Consider the following 20072-nt stretch of genomic DNA (forward strand, 5'->3'; position numbering starts at 1 on the left):
GGTAATGCAGATGATGGAATTGATCGCCGCACAAGCGGCAGCATCCGCTGCCGAACTTCCCTTCCTCCTGCTTCAGGCGGCAGCCGTTGTCGGCATGGTGTCCGTGCTGATTCTCCTCCGGCGAAACATCGCCCTCGAGGATCCCCGCTATAAGATCTATTATGGCATCGTGTTCGGCATGGCAGGGTTTCTGCTCGCGATGCTGGTTTCCGAATTCATCAAACTTCCCTCCAAACCCTATATCCGCACGGAATTGCTGTTTCTTGCCGGGGTGCTGGGCTCATGGCAGGGCGGGCTGATCACCCTGGTTTTCGTGGCGGTCGGGCGATATGTCTTTGGCGGTCCCGCGCTGTTTCTTGCGGCCTTGCAGGACATGGTCGTCATTTCGGCCTGCGGCGTCGCCATGTATGGCTGGATGCGCAACCGGCGCCTCGCCGATATCGGGAATCGGGATATTCTCATCGTCTGTGCGGCCAGATTCATGACCGCACTTCTGGCCATCACAATTTCGTTCGCGCTGGGTCTGATCGATCACGCACTGTTCGTAAGCGCACTCGGTCGCCGGACAATAGGCGCCGCCTCCATTGGTTTGCCGATGATCGTCTGCCTGTTCATCCTCTTGCGCAGCGAAGCGCGGGCCCGGGAAGAGGCAAGGAAACGAGAGGAGGCAGCAGGAACGGATTCGTTGACTGGTCTGCCCAACAGGCGGGCGCTTAAGGACCATATGGAAAAAGTCATGCGGCAGGAACCGGCGGTTCCGCACGCCCTTGTTCTGATCGAGATCGTCAATATAGCCGATGTCGCCGCCTGCGAGGGAGAAGACTGGAGCGATCTTTTCTGGCCCCGGCTGGCGCGGGAGATCTGCAACGGGGACTACGGCGTCCTTTGCGACACCAATGCGCCCTGTAGCTTCATGTTCGGCGATACGACACTCGCAGTCGTCATGCAGGGGATTTCGCTTGAAAAGTCCGAAAGTACGAAACTCATAATGCGTCTGCATGAGGGTTTGAGCACGTTTTGTCGCTCGGCGGAGGCAGGGCCGGTCCCGCATCTCAAAATCGGCGCGGCAAATCTGGACAAGCTTTCGCAACGGAACGTCGCCTCCTTCCTCAGGCACCTCAGCCTGGCGCTTAAAGGCAGCGATCATCCGGTGCAGATTTTCCCCTTCTCCTTTGCCGAGAAAGCGACACTGGACGAGGCGGTGCGGCAGATGCTGGTCAACTGGATCAAATCCGGCACGCCGCCCATTTGTTATCAGCCGAAATTCGAAATGCGCAATCGCCGCATGATCGGCGCCGAAGCGCTCCTGCGCGCGGTCGACGCGCGGGGGCAGGCGCTTTCGCCTTATTATGTGCTGGAAATCGCCGAACGCCATCGGCTGCTGGTGGAATTCGAATGGTCGACGATCGAGGCCGTCGCGCGCGATCTTCGCGACCTGCACGGCCTCGAGGCGGATTTTCATCTGGCGGTGAATATTTCCGCTTCGTCCTTCGCGAGCGCGCATTTCGCAGACCGGGTCGTGGCGCTGCTGCACGAAATGGCGGTGCCGGCGCATCGCCTCTCAATCGAAGTGACGGAGATGAGCAGGATACCGACCACCGATGTCGTACAGCAGAATTTCGATACGCTGATTGCCGAAGGCGTCCGGCTGGCGCTCGATGATTTCGGCACCGGTTATGCCGCCCTCACGTTGCTGGCGCGGTTCCCGTTCGAAGAGGTCAAGATCGATCACTGGATGACATCGAGGCTCGACCAGTCGCGGTTCAGGGAGGCTATTGCGCTCGCCTTCGAGAGTGCGGAGCGTTACGGCGCAAAGCTGGTGACGGAAGGCATAGAAACCGAGGAACAGAGCCGGCTCCTCATGCAGATGGGCATTCGCTTCGGGCAGGGTTATCTTTATTCCCCCGCCGTACCGCTCGACCGCCTGCAACCGCGCAGGGCATGCGCCTAGAACATATCCAGTTTAACCGAAAGCGCAGTCGCGCATCACCCCGCCATTGCTTCTTCATATTCGCTCGAAAGCAGCAGCCATTGCTCCTCCGCATCCGAAAGCTTCGCGGCGGCCTCGCCGCGCTCCTTCACTTTCTGTGCGGCCTTGGCGGGCGCTTTTTCGTATAGGACGGGATCCGCCAGCTCGGCGTCGAGCGACTGAATCAGTTTCTCAAGCTTCGCCGTCAGGGATTCGATTTCGTTGATCTTTTTCTTGAGCGGTGCGAGCTGGGCGCGCTTTTCCGCGCTTGCCTTGCGTTGATCGGCTTTGGAAGCCTGATCGGCCACGGCGTCGGTCTTGTCTTCCTTCTTCTTACCGGAGGAAACGACGAGATCGCGATATTCCTCCATGTCGCCTTCGAAGGTCTTGACCGTGCCGTCAGCCACCAGCCACAGCCGGTCCACTGTCGCCTCGATGAGATGGCGGTCGTGCGAGATGAGGATGACCGCGCCGCTGTAATCGTTCAGCGCCTCGATCAGCGCCCTGCGGCTGTCGATATCGAGATGGTTGGTCGGTTCGTCGAGGATGAGCAGGTTCGGCGCATGGAAGGCCGCAAGTCCCATCAGAAGCCGGGCCTTTTCGCCACCGGAAAGGTCCTTTGCCGCCGTCGCCATCTTTTCGGTCGCAAGACCCATCTGCGCCACGCGGGAGCGCACCTGTGCCTCTGGCGCCAGAGGCATCAGCTTGCGCACATGTTCGACCGGCGTTTCATCCGGCACGAGGTCATCGAGCTGGTGCTGCGCGAAGAAACCGATCTTCAGGCCAGGGGCGACGCGAAGATCGCCCGCCTGCGGCGCAAGCCGGCCGGAAATGAATTTCGCGAAGGTGGATTTGCCGTTGCCGTTGGAGCCGAGCAGCGCAATGCGGTCGTCATTGTCGATCCTGAGATTGAGCTGCTTCAGGATCGATTTGCCCGGCTCGTAACCCACAGCCCCGCCATTGATGGCGACGATGGGGGAGGCGGGCTGCTTTTCCGGCTCCGGGAAGGTGATCGGCTGGACGTGATCCTCGATCACGGCGGCGACGGTGCCCATGCGCTCCAGCGCCTTGATGCGGCTCTGCGCCTGCCGCGCCTTGGTGGCCTTGGCGCGGAAACGGTCGATGAAGCTTTGCAGGTGTTTGCGCGCGGCGTCATTTTTTGCCTTCGCCTTCATCTGCAATTCGTCGTTTTCGGCCTTCTGGCGCTCGAACTGATCGTAACCGCCGCGATAGAAGGTCAGCTTCTTCTGGTCCAGATGCACGATGGAGTTGACGGCATTGTTGAGAAGATCGCGGTCGTGGCTGATGATGATGACGGTGTGCGGATAACGCCGGATATAATCCTCCAGCCAGAGCGTGCCTTCGAGGTCGAGATAGTTGGTCGGCTCGTCGAGCAGCAAAAGGTCGGGTTCTGCAAACAGCACGGAGGCAAGCGCCACGCGCATGCGCCAGCCACCGGAGAAGGAGGAGGCCGGACGAAGCTGCGCCTCGTGATCGAAACCGAGGCCGGCAAGAATGCTGGAGGCGCGCGCTTCCGCCGAATGGGCGTCGATATCGACGAGCCGCATCTGGATTTCGGCGATACGGTGCGGATCGGTCGCGGTTTCCGCCTCGGCCAGAAGCGCGCTGCGCTCCTTGTCGGCCGAAAGCACAATGGAAATCAGCGATTCTTCGGTACCCGGCGCTTCCTGCGCCACCTGGCCGATGCGCGCCTGTTTCGGAATTGTCACCGAACCGCTTTCCGCCGAGAAATCGCCGGTGATAACCCGGAACAGGGTGGATTTGCCGGCGCCATTGCGGCCAACAAGGCCCGCCTTCACACCGGCGGGAAGCGTCACGCTGGCATGGTCGAGAAGCAGACGCCCGGCGATACGGGCGGAAAGATCGGTAATCGTAATCATGGCGCCGTTTTGGCCGAACTGTCTTGCCAAGGCAAGAGCGCCCGCGCCACATCGGGCGAGATTAAACTGTCAATCGCCGAGCTGCGCCAGATAGCTGCTGCGGCTATGCTGCGCCACCTCCCGCGAATAACCGACGACGCAGTTGCGCGTGCCGCAGCGGGCCGAAAGCAGAGCGAGTTCGGCATGGCTGAAAAATTCGGCGGGCGTTGCGGTTCCGTCCACCGCAGCGACGCCGATCGAAACGGTCAGATGTTCGCCGTCTCCTTCCTGCGTCACGAAACGCAGCGCCTCCACGCTTTGCCGCAACCGCTCGGCAATGGCCTCGGCCGTGTTCTGCGGCACGCCGGCAAACAGGAAGGCGAATTCATCGCCACCGATACGGGCGACGAAATCGTCCTTCTTGATGGTTTTGCGAAACAGGGCGGCGAGACGCCGTAATGCCTTGTTGCCGGCGGCGGAGCCATATTTGCCGTTGATCTCCCGGAAATGGTCGATATCCAGCAGCACCAGCGAGGTGGCGGATGCGGCCCGGTCCTTTGGAAAAAGAGCGCCAAGCTTTTCGAGAAAGGCCGCGCGGTTTGGCAGTGCCGTCAGCGCATCGCGCAGCGAGGCGGCCTGAAGTTCCCCACGGTTTCTTTCAACCTCGCGGATTTTCACCAGTCCCATGGCGATGAAATGCCGAAGGCTCGTCTGTTCTTCGTGGATATCGCCCAGCAACTCCACGAAGCGCTCCGTTGCGGGCGGCTCGCCATCCTCATGCTGCTCTAGGCTGGCCAGAAAAGTTTCGGTGCGCTGAAGGCTCGCCTCCAGCCGCGCGGAAATCTGCGTGAGTGTATCGAAGGCGTCGCTTGCCATCTGTTCGGCTTCGATGCGCGAAAAGCCGGGCAGATTGTGCCGCTGGCCGATGAGGTCGATTTCATGCTGCTGCGGCGCATTGCCAAGAGCGAGAATGTCACGGCCCATGGCCGGATTGTGTCCGGACAATATTTCATAGATCAATTCATAATTGCGCGGCAAAGGTGCAATGTTCATCTTGGCGATGAACTGCGTGATCTTGGTAACGACCAGAGCGCTTCTTGCCTGCTCGCGTTTTTTATCGCCCGCCGATGTCGTCACTGACAGCCCCAATAGCAATGGATTATTATGAATGGACCGGCGATAACCGATTGTTGAACGGCGTTATTCTTACAAGCGACGGTTTAAAATAGAATAAATCCACACAGAATTTTGCCGTCCCGAAGCATAGATTCCGCGTTGCGGAAGGCGGGTGTGCCCCAAGCGTTCCTTGATCGATAATATGACAAATCCTGATTTGATTTCGGGCGACGACCGTTTTTATATCGCTCCATCGATGTTGCAGAAGAGGGGCAGCCCATGACGACTTCCAGAACGCTCTATTCGCTATGCGGAAGCGACACTTCCCGGCCATTTTCTCCCCATTGCTGGAAAACCGTGCTTTCGCTGGCGCATAAGGGGCTGGATTTCGAGGAGCGGCCTTTACCCTTCACGGTGATCCCGACGGTGGAGGACGGTTTTTCGAAGACCGTGCCGATCCTGCGCGATGGCGACGAGCTGATAAGCGACAGTTTCGAAATCGCGCTTTACCTGGACGAGGCTTACCCGGAGCGGCCGTCGCTGTTCAACGGCGAGGGCGGCAAGGCCATGGCCCGTTTCGTCGAAAGCTGGTCGCAGACGGTGCTTCACCCGGCCATCGTGCGTATCGCCGTGCTCGATATCCACAATATGCTGGACGAGCCGGACCGCCGTTATTTCCGCGATAGCCGCACGAAAGCGCTCGGCCGTCCGCTCGAAGATGTGGTGGCGAACCGCGAGGCGGAAATCGCAGCCTTTCCGGCATTGCTTGCGCCGATCCGGCGTATGCTGAGCTTCCAGCCTTTCATCGGCGGCACATCGCCGCTCTTTGCGGATTACATCGTGTTCGGCGCGCTGCAATGGGCGCGGATCACCACCGGGGCGGATTTGTTCGCCGATAACGACCCCGTGCGGGACTGGTTCGAAGGCTGCCTCGATCTCTATGATGCGAGAGGCCGCAGTGTGACAGCGGCGTGAAATGTCTGGCGTCATTGTCGCAATCTCGTCGATCCCCCTTGTTTTCGGGCCTTTGGGCGGGTAAAGACCGCCCACTTTCTCTGAAGGAAAAGGAAACGGACATATGGCGATTGAACGCACATTTTCGATGATCAAGCCGGACGCAACCAAGCGTAACCTGACGGGCGCGATCACCAAGGTATTTGAAGACAACGGCCTGCGCGTCGTCGCCTCCAAGCGCGTCTGGATGAGCAAGCGCGAAGCCGAAGGCTTCTACGCCGTTCACAAAGAGCGTCCCTTCTTCGGCGAACTCGTTGAAGGCATGACTTCCGGCCCGACCATCGTTCAGGTTCTGGAAGGCGAAAACGCCATCCTCAAGAACCGCGAAATCATGGGCGCCACCAACCCGGCTCAGGCCGCTGAAGGCACCATCCGCAAGACCTTCGCGCTCTCCATCGGCGAAAACTCCGTTCACGGTTCCGACGCTCCGGAAACCGCCGCACAGGAAATCGCCTACTGGTTCGCCGAAACCGAAATCGTCGGCTGATTCAAAATCTCAACGGCTTGAATCGCTGTTGCAGGCGATTGCACGAAGCTGCTGAAAAAACTCGAAGAAACGGAGCCGAAAGGCTCCGTTTTTTTTGTTTTGGAGCGCTGCCTGCAAGACGGTGCGTTTCTGCGGAGACCTCACTCCATACTCCGTCACCCCGGACTGGATCCGGGGTCCAGCGCGATCAAGTCTTTGATCGCAAAGACTCTTACGCCACGCAGACGCGCGGCTGCTGGATACCGGGTCAAGCCCGGCATGACGGAAGAGAGGTTTGCCACCCCCTACAGAGAACTGAGCTAAGGCTGCAATTTTTTGTTAGGACGCCGGACACCCCTGAACCGGCCGCATGTCCGTCGTGCCATCCGGTTTGAACACCTCCGGATTGGGCGTATAAAGCGGGCCGACCACCAGCGGCTTGGCGGGAAGAAGCGACTGGTCGGTATCGGAGCGGATCGTGGTTTCGATGGTCTGGAGAATGTCGCCTTCCGGCCCCTTGATGCGGATGGTGACCTTGTAGGGCCGGTCCTGCTTCACACATTCCACCGGCGGGCTCTGAACCGTGATCTTTTCGTCTTTCGGGAAAATCTTCTCGCGGCTGGTGAGGTCTGGACCGCCGCGCGGGTTTTCGAACGTCGCTTCCACCGTGCTGCCATCGCGAATGGGGGCGATGCGCTGAAGCGTCACCAGATAGGTGGCGATGGCGACGCGATAGTTGAAAACGAACATTCGGCCGGAAATCTTCGCCACTTCGCGCGGTTCGTCCCGCTGGCAGCCGGAAAGAGCGAGCATTCCCGCAATCGCCAGCAAGGGAAGGGCAATTCTTTTCATGATCGCACGTCCTTCTTCCGGTGATAGTGCCGGCTGGCTTTCTGCCGGTTGCCGCACACAGCCATATCGCACCAGATACGGCTTCTGTTCTTGCTGCGGTCGATGAAAAGCCAGCCGCAATTGCCGCAGATCCGCAGCCGCTCCCGTGTCTCGCCGGCAAGCAGCGAGAGGGCGGAATGGGCGGTGGCGTTGCCCAGGCTTTCGGCAAGCGGAAACGTCCGCAGCGCTGTGCCGCAGGCGAAGAGAAGCCCGGCCAGCCTGTTGTCGTCATAGTCGTCGCCGGAAATCGCGGCGCGGAAATAATCGTCGACGGCCTCGCGAAGATCGAGAAAAACCGCCTGCTTTTCCGCCTCGGGCGCGATGAGCGTGGGAAACCTGCCACGTTCCGCACCGAGCCTTGTGGCCGCTTCGGCAAAGGCCGCGATGTGCGCCGGCACCGCAAAACGGTCGACTGATTTTGCCGCATCCGAGCGCAGGATAACGCTATTGGCGACATCCAGCGCCAACGCGCCGCCTGCGAAACGATGTTCTGTCCAGCGAAAGGTCATACCGCACATTATAACTGTCAAAATGAGTTTTAACAGTTATAATCATGGCGGGAGGACGCGCTTGGCCTATTTCCTGCAACAATTGCTGAATGCTGTGCCGGTCGCCTCGCTTTACGCGGTTCTGGCCTTTGGTTATGCCATCGCCTTTTCGGTCACCAAACGCGCCGATGTCACCTATGGCGCCATATTCGCCTTTGCCGGCCAGACCTGCCTGTTATTTGCGGATTTTGGCTGGAACCGGCTGTGGTTGGTTTTGCCGGCAACATTGGCGCTCGGGGCAGGGGCGGGCCTGTTCGGCGGGCTGTGGGCGGCGGGTTTTGTCGGCCGGGCGGTGATGCGCCCGCTGGCGAAAGCCTCTCCCAATGCCGTGACCGTCGCCTCCGTCGGCGTGCTGATTGCGCTGACCGAAAGCGCGAGGCTGGCCGCCGACACAAGGCAATTATGGCTGCCGCCGCTTCTGTCTCAGCCGGTGCGCTTCTGGGCCGATGGCGGCTTTGCCGTGACCCTGACGCCGATGCAGATGCTGAACACGGCGGCCTTCTGCCTGCTCATTCTCGCAGGGTCGTTTTATCTTGGCCGTTCCGCTTTCGGCAGGCGCTGGAAGGCGGTCTCGGACGATGCTTTCGCCGCGGCTTTATGCGGCGTGAATGCCGGCCGGATATTTCTCGTCTCGTATTGTGCAGCGGGCCTCGTTGCCGCCATCGCCGGCGTGCTGGCCACATTCTATTACGGCACCATGGATTTCGGCGCCGGTCTGGTCTTTGGCCTGAAGGTGGTGCTGATTTCGGCGGCGGGCGGTTATGCCAGTCCGCTCATCTGCGGCCTTGGGGCCGCCGCCGTCGGCCTTGCGGAAACTTTCTGGGTCGGTTACGGCCCGGCCGCTTGGCGCGATGCGGTGGTTCTGGCGATGCTGGTCGGCTGGCTGATTGTCATGCGTAGCAGGGTGGAAGCGCCCTGAGTATGGCCCCTAGAGCGCTTTCGCGTTTCTTCGAATGGCGAAAGCGCTCCAACTCTTTGTTCCGTCGCATTTCCGGACGGAAAACCGGGCTCCACTTTTCCTGGAAATGCTCTATCGCCACTTGTCCTTGGCCGCGTCGTCGGTTGTTTTTGCCGCAACCCAGTCGCCCGCCGAGCCATCCTTGCCATGTTCCTTTTTCCAGAACGGGGCGGATGTCTTGAGATAATCCATCACGAAATTGGCGCCATCGAAGGCGGCCTGTCGATGCGATGAAGCTGCGATGACGAGGACGATGTTTTCGCCGGTGGCGATCTTGCCGTGGCGGTGGATGGCGGTGAGGCCGAGAAGGCCGAAACGCTCCATGGCAAGTCTGGCGATGCGGGTTATTTCCGCCTCCGCCATGCCGGGATAGTGTTCAAGCTCCAGCGCCGCAAGCGTGCCGCCATCATCCCGACAGAGCCCGGTGAAGGCCACGACCGCGCCGATGCTCCTGTCCCCTTCCGTCAGCCGGCGGGTTTCCTCCGCAGCGTCGAAATCCTCTTCCTGCACGCGGACCGTCGGCTGCATCCGCTCATCCCCCCGTCATCGGCGGGAAGATGCCGATCTCGCGCGCGCCGACGATGCTTTCATCATGCTCGACATGTTCCTGATTGACGGCGACGCGGATCACATTGGGGAATTCGAAGGCGGCTTCGTAATTATCGCCGCGTGTCGCAAGCCAGGCGATCAGCTCGCCGGCGGTGGTGACGGAGGAGGGGATGTCCAGCTCTTCTTCGTCCGTTCCGATCTTCTCGCGAACCCAGGCGAAATAAACGATCCGTGTCATCAGTCTTCGTCCACGATGTGCTTCAGGCCGGCCTTGAAGTAATCATAGCCGGTATACATGGTCAGCGCCGCCGCGATCCACAGCAGGGTAATGCCCATTTCGGTCGTGTAGGGCAGAACCTTGTCGCCCGCAGGACCCGCGAGCAGGAAGGCGATGGCGACCATCTGGATGGTGGTCTTCCACTTGGCGATGCGGGTGACGGGAACACTGACCTTCAGCGCCGCCAGATATTCGCGCAGGCCCGAGACCAGAATTTCGCGGCAGAGAATGGTGATGGCCGCCCAGAGCGACCAGCCGGCAATGGTGCCATCCGCCGCCATCAAAAGCAGGACGGAGGCGACCAGCAGCTTGTCGGCGATCGGGTCCAGCATGCGGCCGATATTCGACGTCTGGTTCCAGATACGCGCGAGATAACCATCGAGGAAATCGGTCAGCGAGGCGATGATGAACAGCCACAATGCCGTCCAGCGCGCGAAATCCGAGCTTTCCAGTTTCCCTTCGATGTAAAAGCACAAAACGATGACAGGAACCGCGAGGATGCGGCCATAGGTGAGTAGGTTGGGAATGCTGTATGCGCGCGAAGCCATGGGAAACCTGTCAGTCTAAGATTAGCTGCCTTGATGCCGCCGCCAGGGCATAGCGTCAACATGTGATTATGTTTTTTTAGCAGTTCGCCACGACGGCGCGGCATCAATCGCTGCCGCTCTCGTGGAAGTGATTGTAGATTTGCCGCGCAACCGTCTCCGAAATGCCGCTGACAGCCATCAGATCGTTGAGGCCGGCGCGGGAAACCGCCTTGGCCGTGCCGAAATGCTGCAGCAGGGAGCGCTTGCGGCCCGGACCGATTCCCGAGATTTCGTCGAGCGGATTGCGCACCATTTCCTTCTTGCGCCGCGCCCGGTGCGAGCCGATGGCGAAGCGGTGCGCTTCATCGCGCATGCGCTGAATGAAATAGAGCACGGGATCGCGCGGCGGCAGCGAAAAATCGCTGCGCCCATCCGCAAAGAAGCGTTCGCGGCCCGCCTCGCGGTCCACACCCTTGGCGACGCCGATGGCGGTCACGCAGTCGCGAATGCCGAGTTCATCGAGAATAGCCCGTACCGCCGTCATCTGGCCCTGACCGCCATCGATCAGGATCACATCGGGCCAGGCGGGGAAGGGCATATCGGCGGCTTCCTCCGGCGTCGGCGTCTGCGTCTGCCCACGGTCGGGCTTTCCTTCTTCCTTCAGCAGACGCGAGAAGCGACGGGTCATCACCTCGCGCATCATGCCGAAGTCATCGCCGGGGGTGATGTCGGTCGATTTGATGTTGAACTTGCGGTACTGGTTCTTCACGAAACCTTCAGGGCCCGCCACCACCATGCCGCCCACGGCATTGGTGCCCATGATATGGGAGTTATCGTAAATCTCGATCCGGCGCGGCACATAGGAAAGACCGAAGGTTTCCGCAAAACCCTTCAGCAGCCGCGCCTGAGACGAGGTTTCCGCCAGCTTGCGGCCATGCGCCTCTCGGGCATTGGCAAGCACATGGTCGGTGATGTCCTTCTTCTCGCCACGCTGCGGCACGCTGATTGTCACCTTGTGCCCGGCCTTTTCGCCGAGTGCTGCGGCCAGCAGCTCCTGCTCCTCCACCGTTTCGGAAAGCAGGATTTGCTTAGGCACCGGCTTGTCGTCATAAAACTGCGCCAGGAATGCATTGAGGATTTCCGAGCCGGACAGCGAAGGGTCGGCCTTCGGGAAATAGGCGCGGTTGCCCCAGTTCTGGCCGGTGCGGAAAAAGAACACCTGAATGCAGGAGATGCCGCCTTCATGGTGGATGGCGAAGACATCCGCCTCCTCGATGCCGGCGGGGTTGATGCCCTGATGGCTCTGGACATGCGACAGTGCGGCCAGCCGGTCGCGATAGACGGCGGCGCGCTCGAAATCGAGGTCCTCGGCCGCCTCGTTCATCTGCCGCGCAATCGCGGTCTTGACGCTCTGGCTCTTGCCGGACAGGAAATCCTTGGCTTCCTTGACGAGTTCTTCATACCCCTGATCGCTGATCTCATGCGTGCAGGGGCCGGAACAGCGCTTGATCTGGTAAAGAAGACAGGGACGCGTGCGGGTTTCGAAGACGCTGTCGGTGCAGGTGCGGATCAAAAAGGCGCGTTGCAGCGAATTGATGGTGCGCCCGACTGCGCCGGCCGACGCAAAGGGGCCGAAATAATCGCCCTTGCGCGCCCGCGCCCCACGGTGTTTGAAAATCGCCGGCGCGCGATTGTCTGCGGTAATGAGAATATAGGGAAAAGACTTGTCGTCGCGCAAAAGCACATTAAAGCGCGGCCGCAAGCGCTTGATGAGATTCGCTTCCAGAAGAAGCGCCTCGGTTTCCGTTCGGGTGGTGACGAATTCCATATGGGCGGTCAGCCGCACCATCTGGGCAATGCGGTTGGAATGCACGCGGCCCTGCGCGTAATTGCCCACACGCTTCTTCAGCGAGCGCGCCTTGCCGACATAAAGAACGTCGTTCGCCTCGTTGAACATGCGATAGACGCCCGGCGCATTCGGCAGGTGTTTGACGAATTCGCCGATCAGATCCATGCCCTTCAGGCCGGATTCGTTCTTCCAGCCCGCATTCCAGTCCATGCCGGCAACGTCGCTCGATACCTCGCCCGCATCGGTCGCGGCAAGGTTTGCATCGTCGTCTTCGTCGTCGGTTTCATCGAAGAGAATACCGCCATCAGGCAGCTTCTTTCCGTTCATTCATTTATCTCCGCCACGTCAGGGGTTTCCCAGCCAAGATGCTGGCCGCCGTCGAGCGCGATCATTTGTCCGGTGACCGACGGCGTGTCGAAAAGAAAGCGAATCGTCCGCCCGAACTCGTCCGGTGCGGGACCACGCTTTAATATAAGGCCGTCGATCTGCGCCTGAAAGTCCTCGGGCGCCTGTCTTTCGCTTTTGAAGGTGGGACCCGGCCCAATGGCGTTGACCCGCACACGCGGCGCAAAGCTTTGCGCCATCGTCCGCGTGGCCGTCCAGAGCGCCGATTTCGAAAGCGTATAGGAATAAAACCGTGGCGTGAGCGCAAGCACGCGCTGGTCGATGATATTGACGATCAGCCCGGATTTATCGGCAGGCAGTTGCTCGACAAAGGCGGCGGCGATGAGGGAGGGCGCCCGCACATGCACGGCGAAATGTGCGTCGAAGATCGCCGGATCGGGCTTGTCCGCCGAGTCGTCGAGAAAAACCGACGCATTGTTGATAACGACGCCGATAGGCCCCAGTGCTGACGCAGCCTGTTCGATGAGTCCCGAGGCAGGGCCGGATTGTGTCAGATCCGCCTGAACGGCTACGGCCTTGCCACCTTTCTGCCTTATTTCGTTAGCGAATTCCTCGGCGCTGGCCATGGATGCATTGGCATGGACGGCGATGGCGAAGCCATGGGCGGCCAGATCGGTGGCGATTGCCCGCCCGAGCCGGCGGGCGGCTCCCGTTATCAAGACTGTCTTTTGTATATTTTCTTTCACGGCTGACCTGCATTTGCTCATATCCGTCCTATTTGCTGGATATAAATGCAAATCGCAAGCTGTCCATCGGCCCCAAAAGAATTGGGCGATTTTTTATTCACAATGCAATTTCGGTTTAATTTGAATATAACTAAGTTTAAAGGCAATCTATTGCTGGTTAGGCTTCTGTTAGGGTTAATAAACCCCTTGTGGCAATTAGGCAACGTCTAATTCTAGTCACGTCGCTGCCCCAAACAATTCACATTTTGGCTCTTTGATCTCCGCATTCTCCTATCAAATTCAGTTTCCAGAGGGGCGATTAACCCGACGAGTTTACACCGCGTCTGAGAACAATGTTTTGAGTACAGAGCGGTCCTGAAAGGAGAATAGCATGCGTATTTTCGTAGCAACCCTTATGGCTTCGACCATGGCAGCCGCCGGCTTTTCGGCTGCTCACGCCGCTGACGCCGTAAATGAAGTGCCGCAGGCACCGGTTTCCTACGACCAGCCCGCGCCGGTCAAGGATTGGTCCGGCGCCTACCTCGGTGGTACGGTCAACTACGATTGGGGCCGTTTCAGCTCCAGCAACGACGGTCGTGACGCCAAGGGCGCTGGCGGCGGTCTCTACGGCGGTTACAACTGGCAGAACGGCCAGCTGGTTTACGGTGCGGAAGCAGACGTCAACCTCGGTGACGAGCGCGGTTCCGCCGGTACGGTCGCAGGTCGCGCCGTCGAAGGCAAGCAGGGCGTCAACGGCTCGCTGCGTGGCCGCGTCGGTTACGACATGAACCCGTTCCTGCTCTACGGTACGGCCGGTCTTGCTGTTTCCGACAACAAGGTTCGCGACGGCGTCAACAAGGACAGCGCCACGGCTCTCGGTTACACGGTTGGTGCCGGTGTTGAAGCCATGGTTACCGACAACATCACCGCTCGTCTGGAATATCGCTACAGCGACTACCAGAAGAAGGACTACACGCTCGGCAACGACGCCTTCTCGCGTGGTTATGACGACCACTCCGTCAAGGCCGGTATCGGCGTCAAGTTCTGATCCCTCAAGGATCGCTATTGGAAAAGCCGGGGTTTTGCCCCGGCTTTTTTGTTTTTCGCTCTTAAGCGTCGGCATGAATGCCCGGCCTTCCGGCCAGGCGTCCTTCTGCATCCGCCTCAGGCGGCGGCCTTCATTTCCGCATAGGCTTCGAAACGCTTGCCGAAGGTTTCCGGCCAGCCGGCCAGCGCGTCGCGCCCTTCGGCCCATTCGCCGGCGAAACGCAGGTCGAGATAACCGATCATCGCGGCAAGGGCGAAATGGCCGCCATGCAGCTTCTTGCCGGTTTTCGGCAGGTTGGTGTTGAGATAATCAAGCCCTCGGATCACCTTGCTCCACTGCTTGTCGATCCATGGCTGGTGGATCTTCTCTTCCGGGCGAAAACGACGCTCGTAAACGATGGCGAGCAGGCAATCCATGATGCCGTCGCACAGCGCTTCGAGAATTTCCACATCCGTGCGCTTGCCGTTCTTTTTCGGGTAGAGCTTGCCGCCCGAAAGACGGTCGAGATAATGCATGATCGCCACGCTGTCATAGACCGAGCCGCCTTCATCCAGAAGCAGGACCGGAATCTTGCCGAGCGGATTGTTGTCCATCAGCGTTGCGGGCTCGGCACTGGTGTCGACACGCACGGAGGTAATGTCGATGCCGAGATGGCGCGCGGCCATACGGACCTTGGCGGAGTAGGGGGAGGCGGGCGAGTAGAGCAGTTCCATGGTCGTGTCCTGTGGGTTGTCGTCTGGGGACTGGATTAGTCAATAAAGCTGCATAGCGGTTTTATGTCTGGAAAATGTGTAGAAGAGTGCAATCGAGAGCATTCGATGCGCTCTAGCGAATGGGGATGATTTCCGTGGCGTTGGCGCGGCAGCCCTTGCGGTCAAGCTCGGGGCAGTCGCGGAATGTCATGTCCCTGTTGAGGCAGATGCGCACTTCCTCAAGGCGCCTGCCGTCGCAGCTGATGGAGATGCCGCGTTTCGACAGGCCGGGATTGGCGTCGGTGAAGGCGGTTTCTATGGCGTCGGCGGAGAGAGTGGCGGCTTCGGCGCCGGAGGCGATCTTTCCCGGCAGCCGGATGGCTTCGAAGGCGGCCCGTGTCGCCGAGAAATAGTCCCTCTGCGACAGGCCGGAGCAGGAGCCGTGCTTGCGCCACTGGTGGCCGATCAGGCCCATGGACGGCATGATATCGAACATGGTGCGGCCGATCGCGTCCGGAACACGGTCGGGCTCACCGCTCTGGCAGAATTCAGGATAACCGTTTTCGTTCTGCGGCCACAGCCCGTGCACCACGAAACCGTAACGTCTGTCGCTGCCGCATTGCTGGCGGTTGCCCGAGCCTTCGGAACTGGCGCAGAACGCCGGTGACCAGGAGAGCGACAGCACGTAAAAATCGAACCCGTTTCCACGGGGCGCAGGGTTCTTGCCCGTCTCCTGTCGGGAAACGTCGCGCCCTGGAGCGTCCGGCCGGGAGTTGCCGACGGTCTGCGATTGGGATTCTGTCTGCCGGTTGCCGGCGGGGCTGGTCGGAGCCGGATTTTCCCGCGCGAACCACAATGCGCCGAGCGACAGAAGGCCCAGGGCGATGAAACCGGCATAACGCTTCATTCCGTGTACGTTCTCCGGAAAGTGGACGACCTCACATCGCCGGCGGGCGACGATCCGGTCTTACATCAACTTGTGAACGGGGCAAACCGCCAATCTTTGATGAAAAGGTTGAAAGCTTTGCCGCATAACGAATAAAGTTGAACGAATCTTCCGCAAAGACGGAACAGGGCTGGGGTGAGGCTGGAGGAAATAGGCGGGCATGACCGCATGAAATTCAAGAAATATATCTGGCCCGTCGTTGGCTTCGCGACGATCGGTTTTTCCGCCTGGTTGCTCTTTCACGAATTGCGCGGCCTGTCGCTCGATGATCTCTGGGACAGTCTGAAAGCCATTCGCGTGCGGGACTGGCTGTGTTCGGGCCTTGCTACCCTGCTGGCCTATGCCGCGCTCGCCGGTTACGACCGCATCGCGTTGCAGCATCTTGGCCGCAAAGTGAACTGGTTCTTCATCACGCTCACCTCTTTCACTACCTATGCGCTGTCCCACAATGTCGGGGCCTCGGTATTCTCCGGCGCCGTGGTGCGATATAGGGCCTATACGTCCAAGGGGCTGAGTGTGGCGGAAGTGGGCGTGCTTGTCGGCCTCTGCTCCTTCACTTTCCTCATCGGCACGATCATGCTCATCGGGCTGGTGCTGCTTTACGAGCCTGACATCACCGAACGGTTTACCGGCATTCTGCCCGTCGAAGCCTCCACCACCACAGGTGTGGTGCTGCTTCTTTTCGTCGGTCTTTATATTCTTGGCAGCCTGCTCAGGCTGAAGCCCCTGAAAATTGGTTCCTTCGTGCTGCCATACCCCGCGCCGAAGCTTGTTGCGCAGCAACTCGTCATCGGTCCGATCGAGCTGATCGGTGCGGCGGGCATCATCTATTTCGCGCTGCCGGAAGCCGGAAATCCTGGTTATATGGTCATTCTCGGCATATTTCTGGTTTCCTTCTCGGCGGCGCTCATCTCGCACGCGCCGGGCGGTCTGGGGGTGCTGGAACTGGTCTTCGTCACCGGCCTGCCGGACATGAACCCGGCGGATGTCATCGCGGCGCTTCTGGTCTTCCGGCTGTTCTACCTCATCATTCCCTTCATCATGGCCCTGTTCGTGATCCTGTTCTTCGAACGGTCACAGCTGGCGCAGGCGCAGAGGCGGGAAGGGCTGAGATAGCCCCTCAAATCTCTTCCGCTTTTTCCTCGCCGCGCAGCCAGAAGGCGCGCTGCGAGGCGAACCTGTCCTGCGCCAGCGTTGTCTTCAGATAGGGCAGCAGCGTATGCAACTCGTCCTTCAGCGTATAGGGCGGATTGACGATGATGAGGCCGGAGCCGCTCAGGCCATCCAGCCGGTCGCTTCTGACGGAAAGCTCCGCGCACAGCATCTTCGGAATGTCGAATGATTGCAGCCGCTCGTGAAAGTCCTTGATCGGAGCGCCTTTCTTCAAGGGATACCAGAGGCAATAGGTGCCGGTGGAAAAACGCCGATAGGCCTTGTTCAAGCCATCGGCCAGACGCTGATATTCATTCTCAAGCTCGAAAGGCGGATCGACGAGGATGAGGCCGCGCTTTTCCTTCGGCGGCAGATGCGCGCCGAGCGACAGCCAGCCATCCAGCTCGGTGACACGCACCTGATAGTCCCCTTCGAACAGGCGCGCGAGCGCCCGGCTGTCATCCGGGTGCAGTTCCATGGCCGAAAGCCGGTCCTGCGGGCGAAACAGCATGCGCGCGAGTTTCGGTGAGCCGGGATAGAATTTCACGCCACCTTCCGGATTGAGTTCCTTCACGGCATCAAGATAAGGCTCCAGCAGTTCGGCGATGGGGGCGGGCAGATCGGCCTCCATCAGCTTGCCGATACCGGTCTGCCATTCGCCGGTCTTCTGCGCCTCTTCCGAGGTCAGGTCGTAAAGCCCGATGCCGGCATGGGTGTCCAGCACGCGGAAGGCCTTGTCCTTGTTCTGCAGGTATCGCACGAGGCGGGCGAGAACGGCATGTTTGAGGACATCCGCGAAATTGCCGGCGTGATAGATGTGGCGGTAGTTCATGGATGTGTCTCGCTTGCCGTTTACCCGAGTGAATGGTCAGGATGAATATTCTTGATGGACGTCACTTCGGCCTTTTTGCCGCATCGTTGATGCAATATACAAAAGACATGAACGTTGCGACCCCGATTTCCGCTGAAAAAGCCGCCCCGAAGTCCGAAGTCCGTATCGGACACACGGTCTGCCCGCATGACTGTCCGAGCGCCTGCGCGCTCGAGGTCGACATCAATGCCGATGGCCGCATTGGCCGCGTGCGCGGTGCGAATGCCAATACTTACACCGCCGGCGTGATCTGCGCCAAGGTGGCGCGTTACTCTGAGCGCATCTATCATCCCGGCCGTCTTCTGACCCCGAAGCGCCGCAGGGGTGCGAAGGGCGCCGGTGACTGGCAGGAGATTTCCTGGGAAGCGGCTCTGGACGAGGTGGCGGCCGCTTTCGTCAAGGCCGAAGCGCAGCATGGTGCCGAAGCCATCTGGCCCTATTTCTATGCCGGCACCATGGGGCAGGTGCAGCGGGATTCCATTGAGCGCTTGCGCCACGCCAAGAAATATTCCGGCTTCTTCGGTTCGATCTGCACCAACATGGCCTGGACCGGTTATGTGATGGGCACCGGCGCACTGCGTGGCCCGGATCCGCGCGAGATCGCCAAGGCCGATGTCGTCGTCATCTGGGGCACCAATGCGGTCGCCACCCAGGTCAATGTCATGACCCATGCGGTGAAAGCCCGCAAGGAACGCGGCGCGAAGATCGTCGTCGTCGATATCTACGACAATCCGACCATGAAGCAGGCGGATATGCGCCTCATCGTCCGCCCCGGCACGGATGCCGCACTTGCCTGCGCCGTCATGCACATCGCCTTCCGCGATGGTTATGCCGACCGCAACTACATGGCCAAATTTGCTGACGATCCGGCAGGGCTGGAAGAGCATCTCAAGACGAAAACGCCGCAATGGGCCTCGGACATCACCGGCCTCTCGGTTGAGGAAATCGAAGCATTCGCAAGGCTGGTCGGTACGACGAAAAGGACCTTTTTCCGGCTGGGTTACGGTTTTGCCCGCCAGCGCAACGGCGCAGTCGCCATGCATGCGGCGCTTTCCATCGCCACGGTTCTCGGTTCCTGGCAATATGAGGGCGGTGGCGCGTTCCACAACAATGGCGATATCTTCCGGCTCAACAAGGCGGAGCTGATGGGCAGTTCTTACGCCGACCCGGAGGTGCGCCAACTTGACCAGTCTCAGATCGGCCGCGTGCTGACGGGGGACGCGGAGGCGCTGCGCCACGGCGGCCCGGTGACGGCGCTGCTCATCCAGAACACCAATCCCGTCAATGTCGCGCCCGAACAGCGGCTGGTAAAACAGGGCTTCCTGCGCGACGATCTTTTCGTCGCCGTGCATGAGCAGTTCATGACCGAAACGGCCGATGTTGCCGATATCGTGCTGCCCGCCACCATGTTCCTCGAACATGACGACATCTACCGCGCCGGTGGCCAGAACCACATTCTGCTTGGGCCCAAACTGGTGGAGCCGCCGGAAACGGTTCGCACCAATCTCTTCGTCATCGAGGAACTGGCAAAACGCCTCGGCGTCGACCATATGCCGGGCTTCGGCCTTTCGGCCCGCGACCATGTCGACCGTATGCTCAAAGTCAGCGGCTGGGGCGATTTCGACACGCTGGCTGAAGAAAAGTGGATCGATGCGCAGCCGTCCTTCGAGGTGGCGCATTATCTCCAAGGCTTCGGTTACGGCGATGGCAAATTCCGCTTCAGCCCCGAATGGGCGACTGGACCGTCTCCGAACAAGCCGCCGAAAAATATCGGTGTGATGGGGCCTGTTGCACAATTTCCGAAATTCCCGGATCAGGTCGACGTCATCGAGGTTGCGGATGCGGACCATCCCTTCCGGCTGGCGACATCGCCGGCGCGCAACTTCCTGAACTCCACCTTCGCGGAAACGAAGACCTCCGTGCAGAAGGAAGGCCGTCCGGAATTGATGATCTGTCCCGAGGATGCGAGCGGCAACGGCATCGCCGATGGCGACATCGTCCGCATTGGCAATGCGCGCGGCGAAGTGCGCCTCCATGCGAAAATCGTGGAGGGTGCGAGACCGGGTGTGCTGATCGCCGAAGGGCTGTGGCCAAACAGGGCGCATCTCGATGGCGAAGGCATCAATGTGTTGACCGGCGCCGATGCCGTCGCTCCCTACGGCGGTGCGGCTTTTCACGACAACAAGGTGTGGCTCCGCCGCGATGACGAGGCCCGCGAGGCTTGATATTGCGCCGCAACACGGGCAGGC

The 20072-nt window shown here is 60.0% G+C and carries 19 protein-coding genes; 7 read left to right on the top strand and 12 right to left on the bottom strand.

All coding sequences use genetic code 11. The features are described 5' to 3' along the window. The first annotated feature begins 10 nt into the window (after positions 1-10). Positions 11-1951 carry an EAL domain-containing protein gene (locus PIB16_RS03800; RefSeq protein WP_271045018.1) on the top strand — a complete coding sequence of 647 codons (1941 nt, stop codon included), beginning with the start codon at positions 11-13 and terminating at the stop codon, positions 1949-1951. 35 nt (positions 1952-1986) lie between these two features. Here the strand turns inward: PIB16_RS03800 and PIB16_RS03805 are convergent, their stop codons facing one another. Both PIB16_RS03805 and PIB16_RS03810 read right to left on the bottom strand, forming a co-directional pair. Further along, positions 1987-3870, bottom strand: a complete 1884-nt coding sequence (locus tag PIB16_RS03805; RefSeq protein ID WP_065654075.1) for an ABC-F family ATP-binding cassette domain-containing protein — start codon at positions 3868-3870, stop codon at positions 1987-1989. A gap of 69 nt (positions 3871-3939) precedes the next feature. Next, positions 3940-4986, bottom strand: coding sequence for a GGDEF domain-containing protein (locus PIB16_RS03810; protein ID WP_162934059.1), 1047 nt, complete (start codon positions 4984-4986; stop codon positions 3940-3942). A 258-nt stretch (positions 4987-5244) separates the two neighbouring features. Here PIB16_RS03810 and PIB16_RS03815 point away from each other — a divergent pair, with 258 nt between their 5' ends. Together PIB16_RS03815 and ndk are read left to right on the top strand one after the other, a co-directional pair. After that, positions 5245-5940, top strand: coding sequence for a glutathione S-transferase family protein (locus PIB16_RS03815; protein WP_065654073.1), 696 nt, complete (start codon positions 5245-5247; stop codon positions 5938-5940). 103 nt (positions 5941-6043) lie between these two features. Beyond that, positions 6044-6466, top strand: coding sequence for a nucleoside-diphosphate kinase (ndk, locus tag PIB16_RS03820; protein WP_003496769.1), 423 nt, complete (start codon positions 6044-6046; stop codon positions 6464-6466). 318 nt (positions 6467-6784) lie between these two features. On the opposite strand, the gene PIB16_RS03825 is transcribed toward ndk, so the two are convergent. After that, the gene (locus tag PIB16_RS03825; RefSeq protein WP_271045019.1) at positions 6785-7297 is read right to left on the bottom strand and encodes a hypothetical protein; all 513 of its coding nucleotides are present in this window, start codon (positions 7295-7297) and stop codon (positions 6785-6787) included. Continuing rightward, positions 7294-7854 carry a CGNR zinc finger domain-containing protein gene (locus tag PIB16_RS03830; protein ID WP_271045020.1) on the bottom strand — a complete coding sequence of 187 codons (561 nt, stop codon included), beginning with the start codon at positions 7852-7854 and terminating at the stop codon, positions 7294-7296. Before PIB16_RS03830 ends, PIB16_RS03825 begins: the two co-directional genes overlap by 4 nt. A 52-nt stretch (positions 7855-7906) precedes the next feature. Between PIB16_RS03830 and PIB16_RS03835 the strand changes: the two genes are divergently transcribed. Further along, a complete protein-coding gene (locus PIB16_RS03835) occupies positions 7907-8803 on the top strand; it encodes a branched-chain amino acid ABC transporter permease (protein ID WP_271045021.1) in 897 nt (298 codons plus the stop codon). A 111-nt stretch (positions 8804-8914) separates the two neighbouring features. Here PIB16_RS03835 and PIB16_RS03840 read toward each other — a convergent pair whose 3' ends face one another. The 5 genes from PIB16_RS03840 to PIB16_RS03860 form a co-directional block, all read right to left on the bottom strand. Then, on the bottom strand, positions 8915-9370 hold the full coding sequence (locus tag PIB16_RS03840; protein ID WP_271045022.1) for a molybdenum cofactor biosynthesis protein MoaE: 456 nt from the start codon (positions 9368-9370) through the stop codon (positions 8915-8917). 4 nt (positions 9371-9374) lie between these two features. After that, entirely contained in the window at positions 9375-9629 is a 255-nt protein-coding gene (gene moaD / locus PIB16_RS03845) for a molybdopterin converting factor subunit 1 (protein WP_003520758.1), read from the bottom strand. Further along, positions 9629-10216, bottom strand: coding sequence for a CDP-diacylglycerol--glycerol-3-phosphate 3-phosphatidyltransferase (gene pgsA, locus PIB16_RS03850; protein ID WP_003520759.1), 588 nt, complete (start codon positions 10214-10216; stop codon positions 9629-9631). Before pgsA ends, moaD begins: the two co-directional genes overlap by 1 nt. Before the next feature lie 103 nt (positions 10217-10319). Further along, on the bottom strand, positions 10320-12371 hold the full coding sequence (gene uvrC, locus PIB16_RS03855; protein WP_271045023.1) for an excinuclease ABC subunit UvrC: 2052 nt from the start codon (positions 12369-12371) through the stop codon (positions 10320-10322). Next, positions 12368-13156 carry an SDR family oxidoreductase gene (locus tag PIB16_RS03860; protein WP_035237093.1) on the bottom strand — a complete coding sequence of 263 codons (789 nt, stop codon included), beginning with the start codon at positions 13154-13156 and terminating at the stop codon, positions 12368-12370. Before PIB16_RS03860 ends, uvrC begins: the two co-directional genes overlap by 4 nt. 349 nt (positions 13157-13505) lie before the next feature. Here PIB16_RS03860 and PIB16_RS03865 point away from each other — a divergent pair, with 349 nt between their 5' ends. Then, positions 13506-14162: an outer membrane protein gene (locus tag PIB16_RS03865; RefSeq protein WP_035261664.1), complete on the top strand. Its 657-nt coding sequence runs from the start codon at positions 13506-13508 to the stop codon at positions 14160-14162. A 116-nt stretch (positions 14163-14278) separates the two neighbouring features. Here PIB16_RS03865 and PIB16_RS03870 read toward each other — a convergent pair whose 3' ends face one another. Together PIB16_RS03870 and PIB16_RS03875 are read right to left on the bottom strand one after the other, a co-directional pair. Then, on the bottom strand, positions 14279-14875 hold the full coding sequence (locus PIB16_RS03870) for a glutathione S-transferase (protein ID WP_220318368.1): 597 nt from the start codon (positions 14873-14875) through the stop codon (positions 14279-14281). 112 nt (positions 14876-14987) lie between these two features. After that, positions 14988-15761 (bottom strand): ribonuclease T2 family protein, encoded by a 774-nt coding sequence (locus tag PIB16_RS03875; RefSeq protein WP_271045024.1) that lies wholly within the window; start codon positions 15759-15761, stop codon positions 14988-14990. A gap of 207 nt (positions 15762-15968) precedes the next feature. On the opposite strand from PIB16_RS03875, the gene PIB16_RS03880 reads away from it, so the two are divergent. Then, entirely contained in the window at positions 15969-16916 is a 948-nt protein-coding gene (locus tag PIB16_RS03880) for a lysylphosphatidylglycerol synthase domain-containing protein (protein WP_065654066.1), read from the top strand. 4 nt (positions 16917-16920) lie between these two features. On the opposite strand, the gene PIB16_RS03885 is transcribed toward PIB16_RS03880, so the two are convergent. Beyond that, the gene (locus PIB16_RS03885; protein ID WP_271045025.1) at positions 16921-17784 is read right to left on the bottom strand and encodes a 23S rRNA (adenine(2030)-N(6))-methyltransferase RlmJ; all 864 of its coding nucleotides are present in this window, start codon (positions 17782-17784) and stop codon (positions 16921-16923) included. Positions 17785-17825: 41 nt separating this feature from the next. Between PIB16_RS03885 and PIB16_RS03890 the strand changes: the two genes are divergently transcribed. Further along, positions 17826-20048 carry a molybdopterin-containing oxidoreductase family protein gene (locus PIB16_RS03890; RefSeq protein ID WP_271045026.1) on the top strand — a complete coding sequence of 741 codons (2223 nt, stop codon included), beginning with the start codon at positions 17826-17828 and terminating at the stop codon, positions 20046-20048. Positions 20049-20072: the final 24 nt, after the last annotated feature.

This window comes from Agrobacterium sp. ST15.13.015, assembly GCF_027871645.1.
GTDB classification, from domain to species: Bacteria; Pseudomonadota; Alphaproteobacteria; order Rhizobiales; family Rhizobiaceae; genus Agrobacterium; species Agrobacterium leguminum.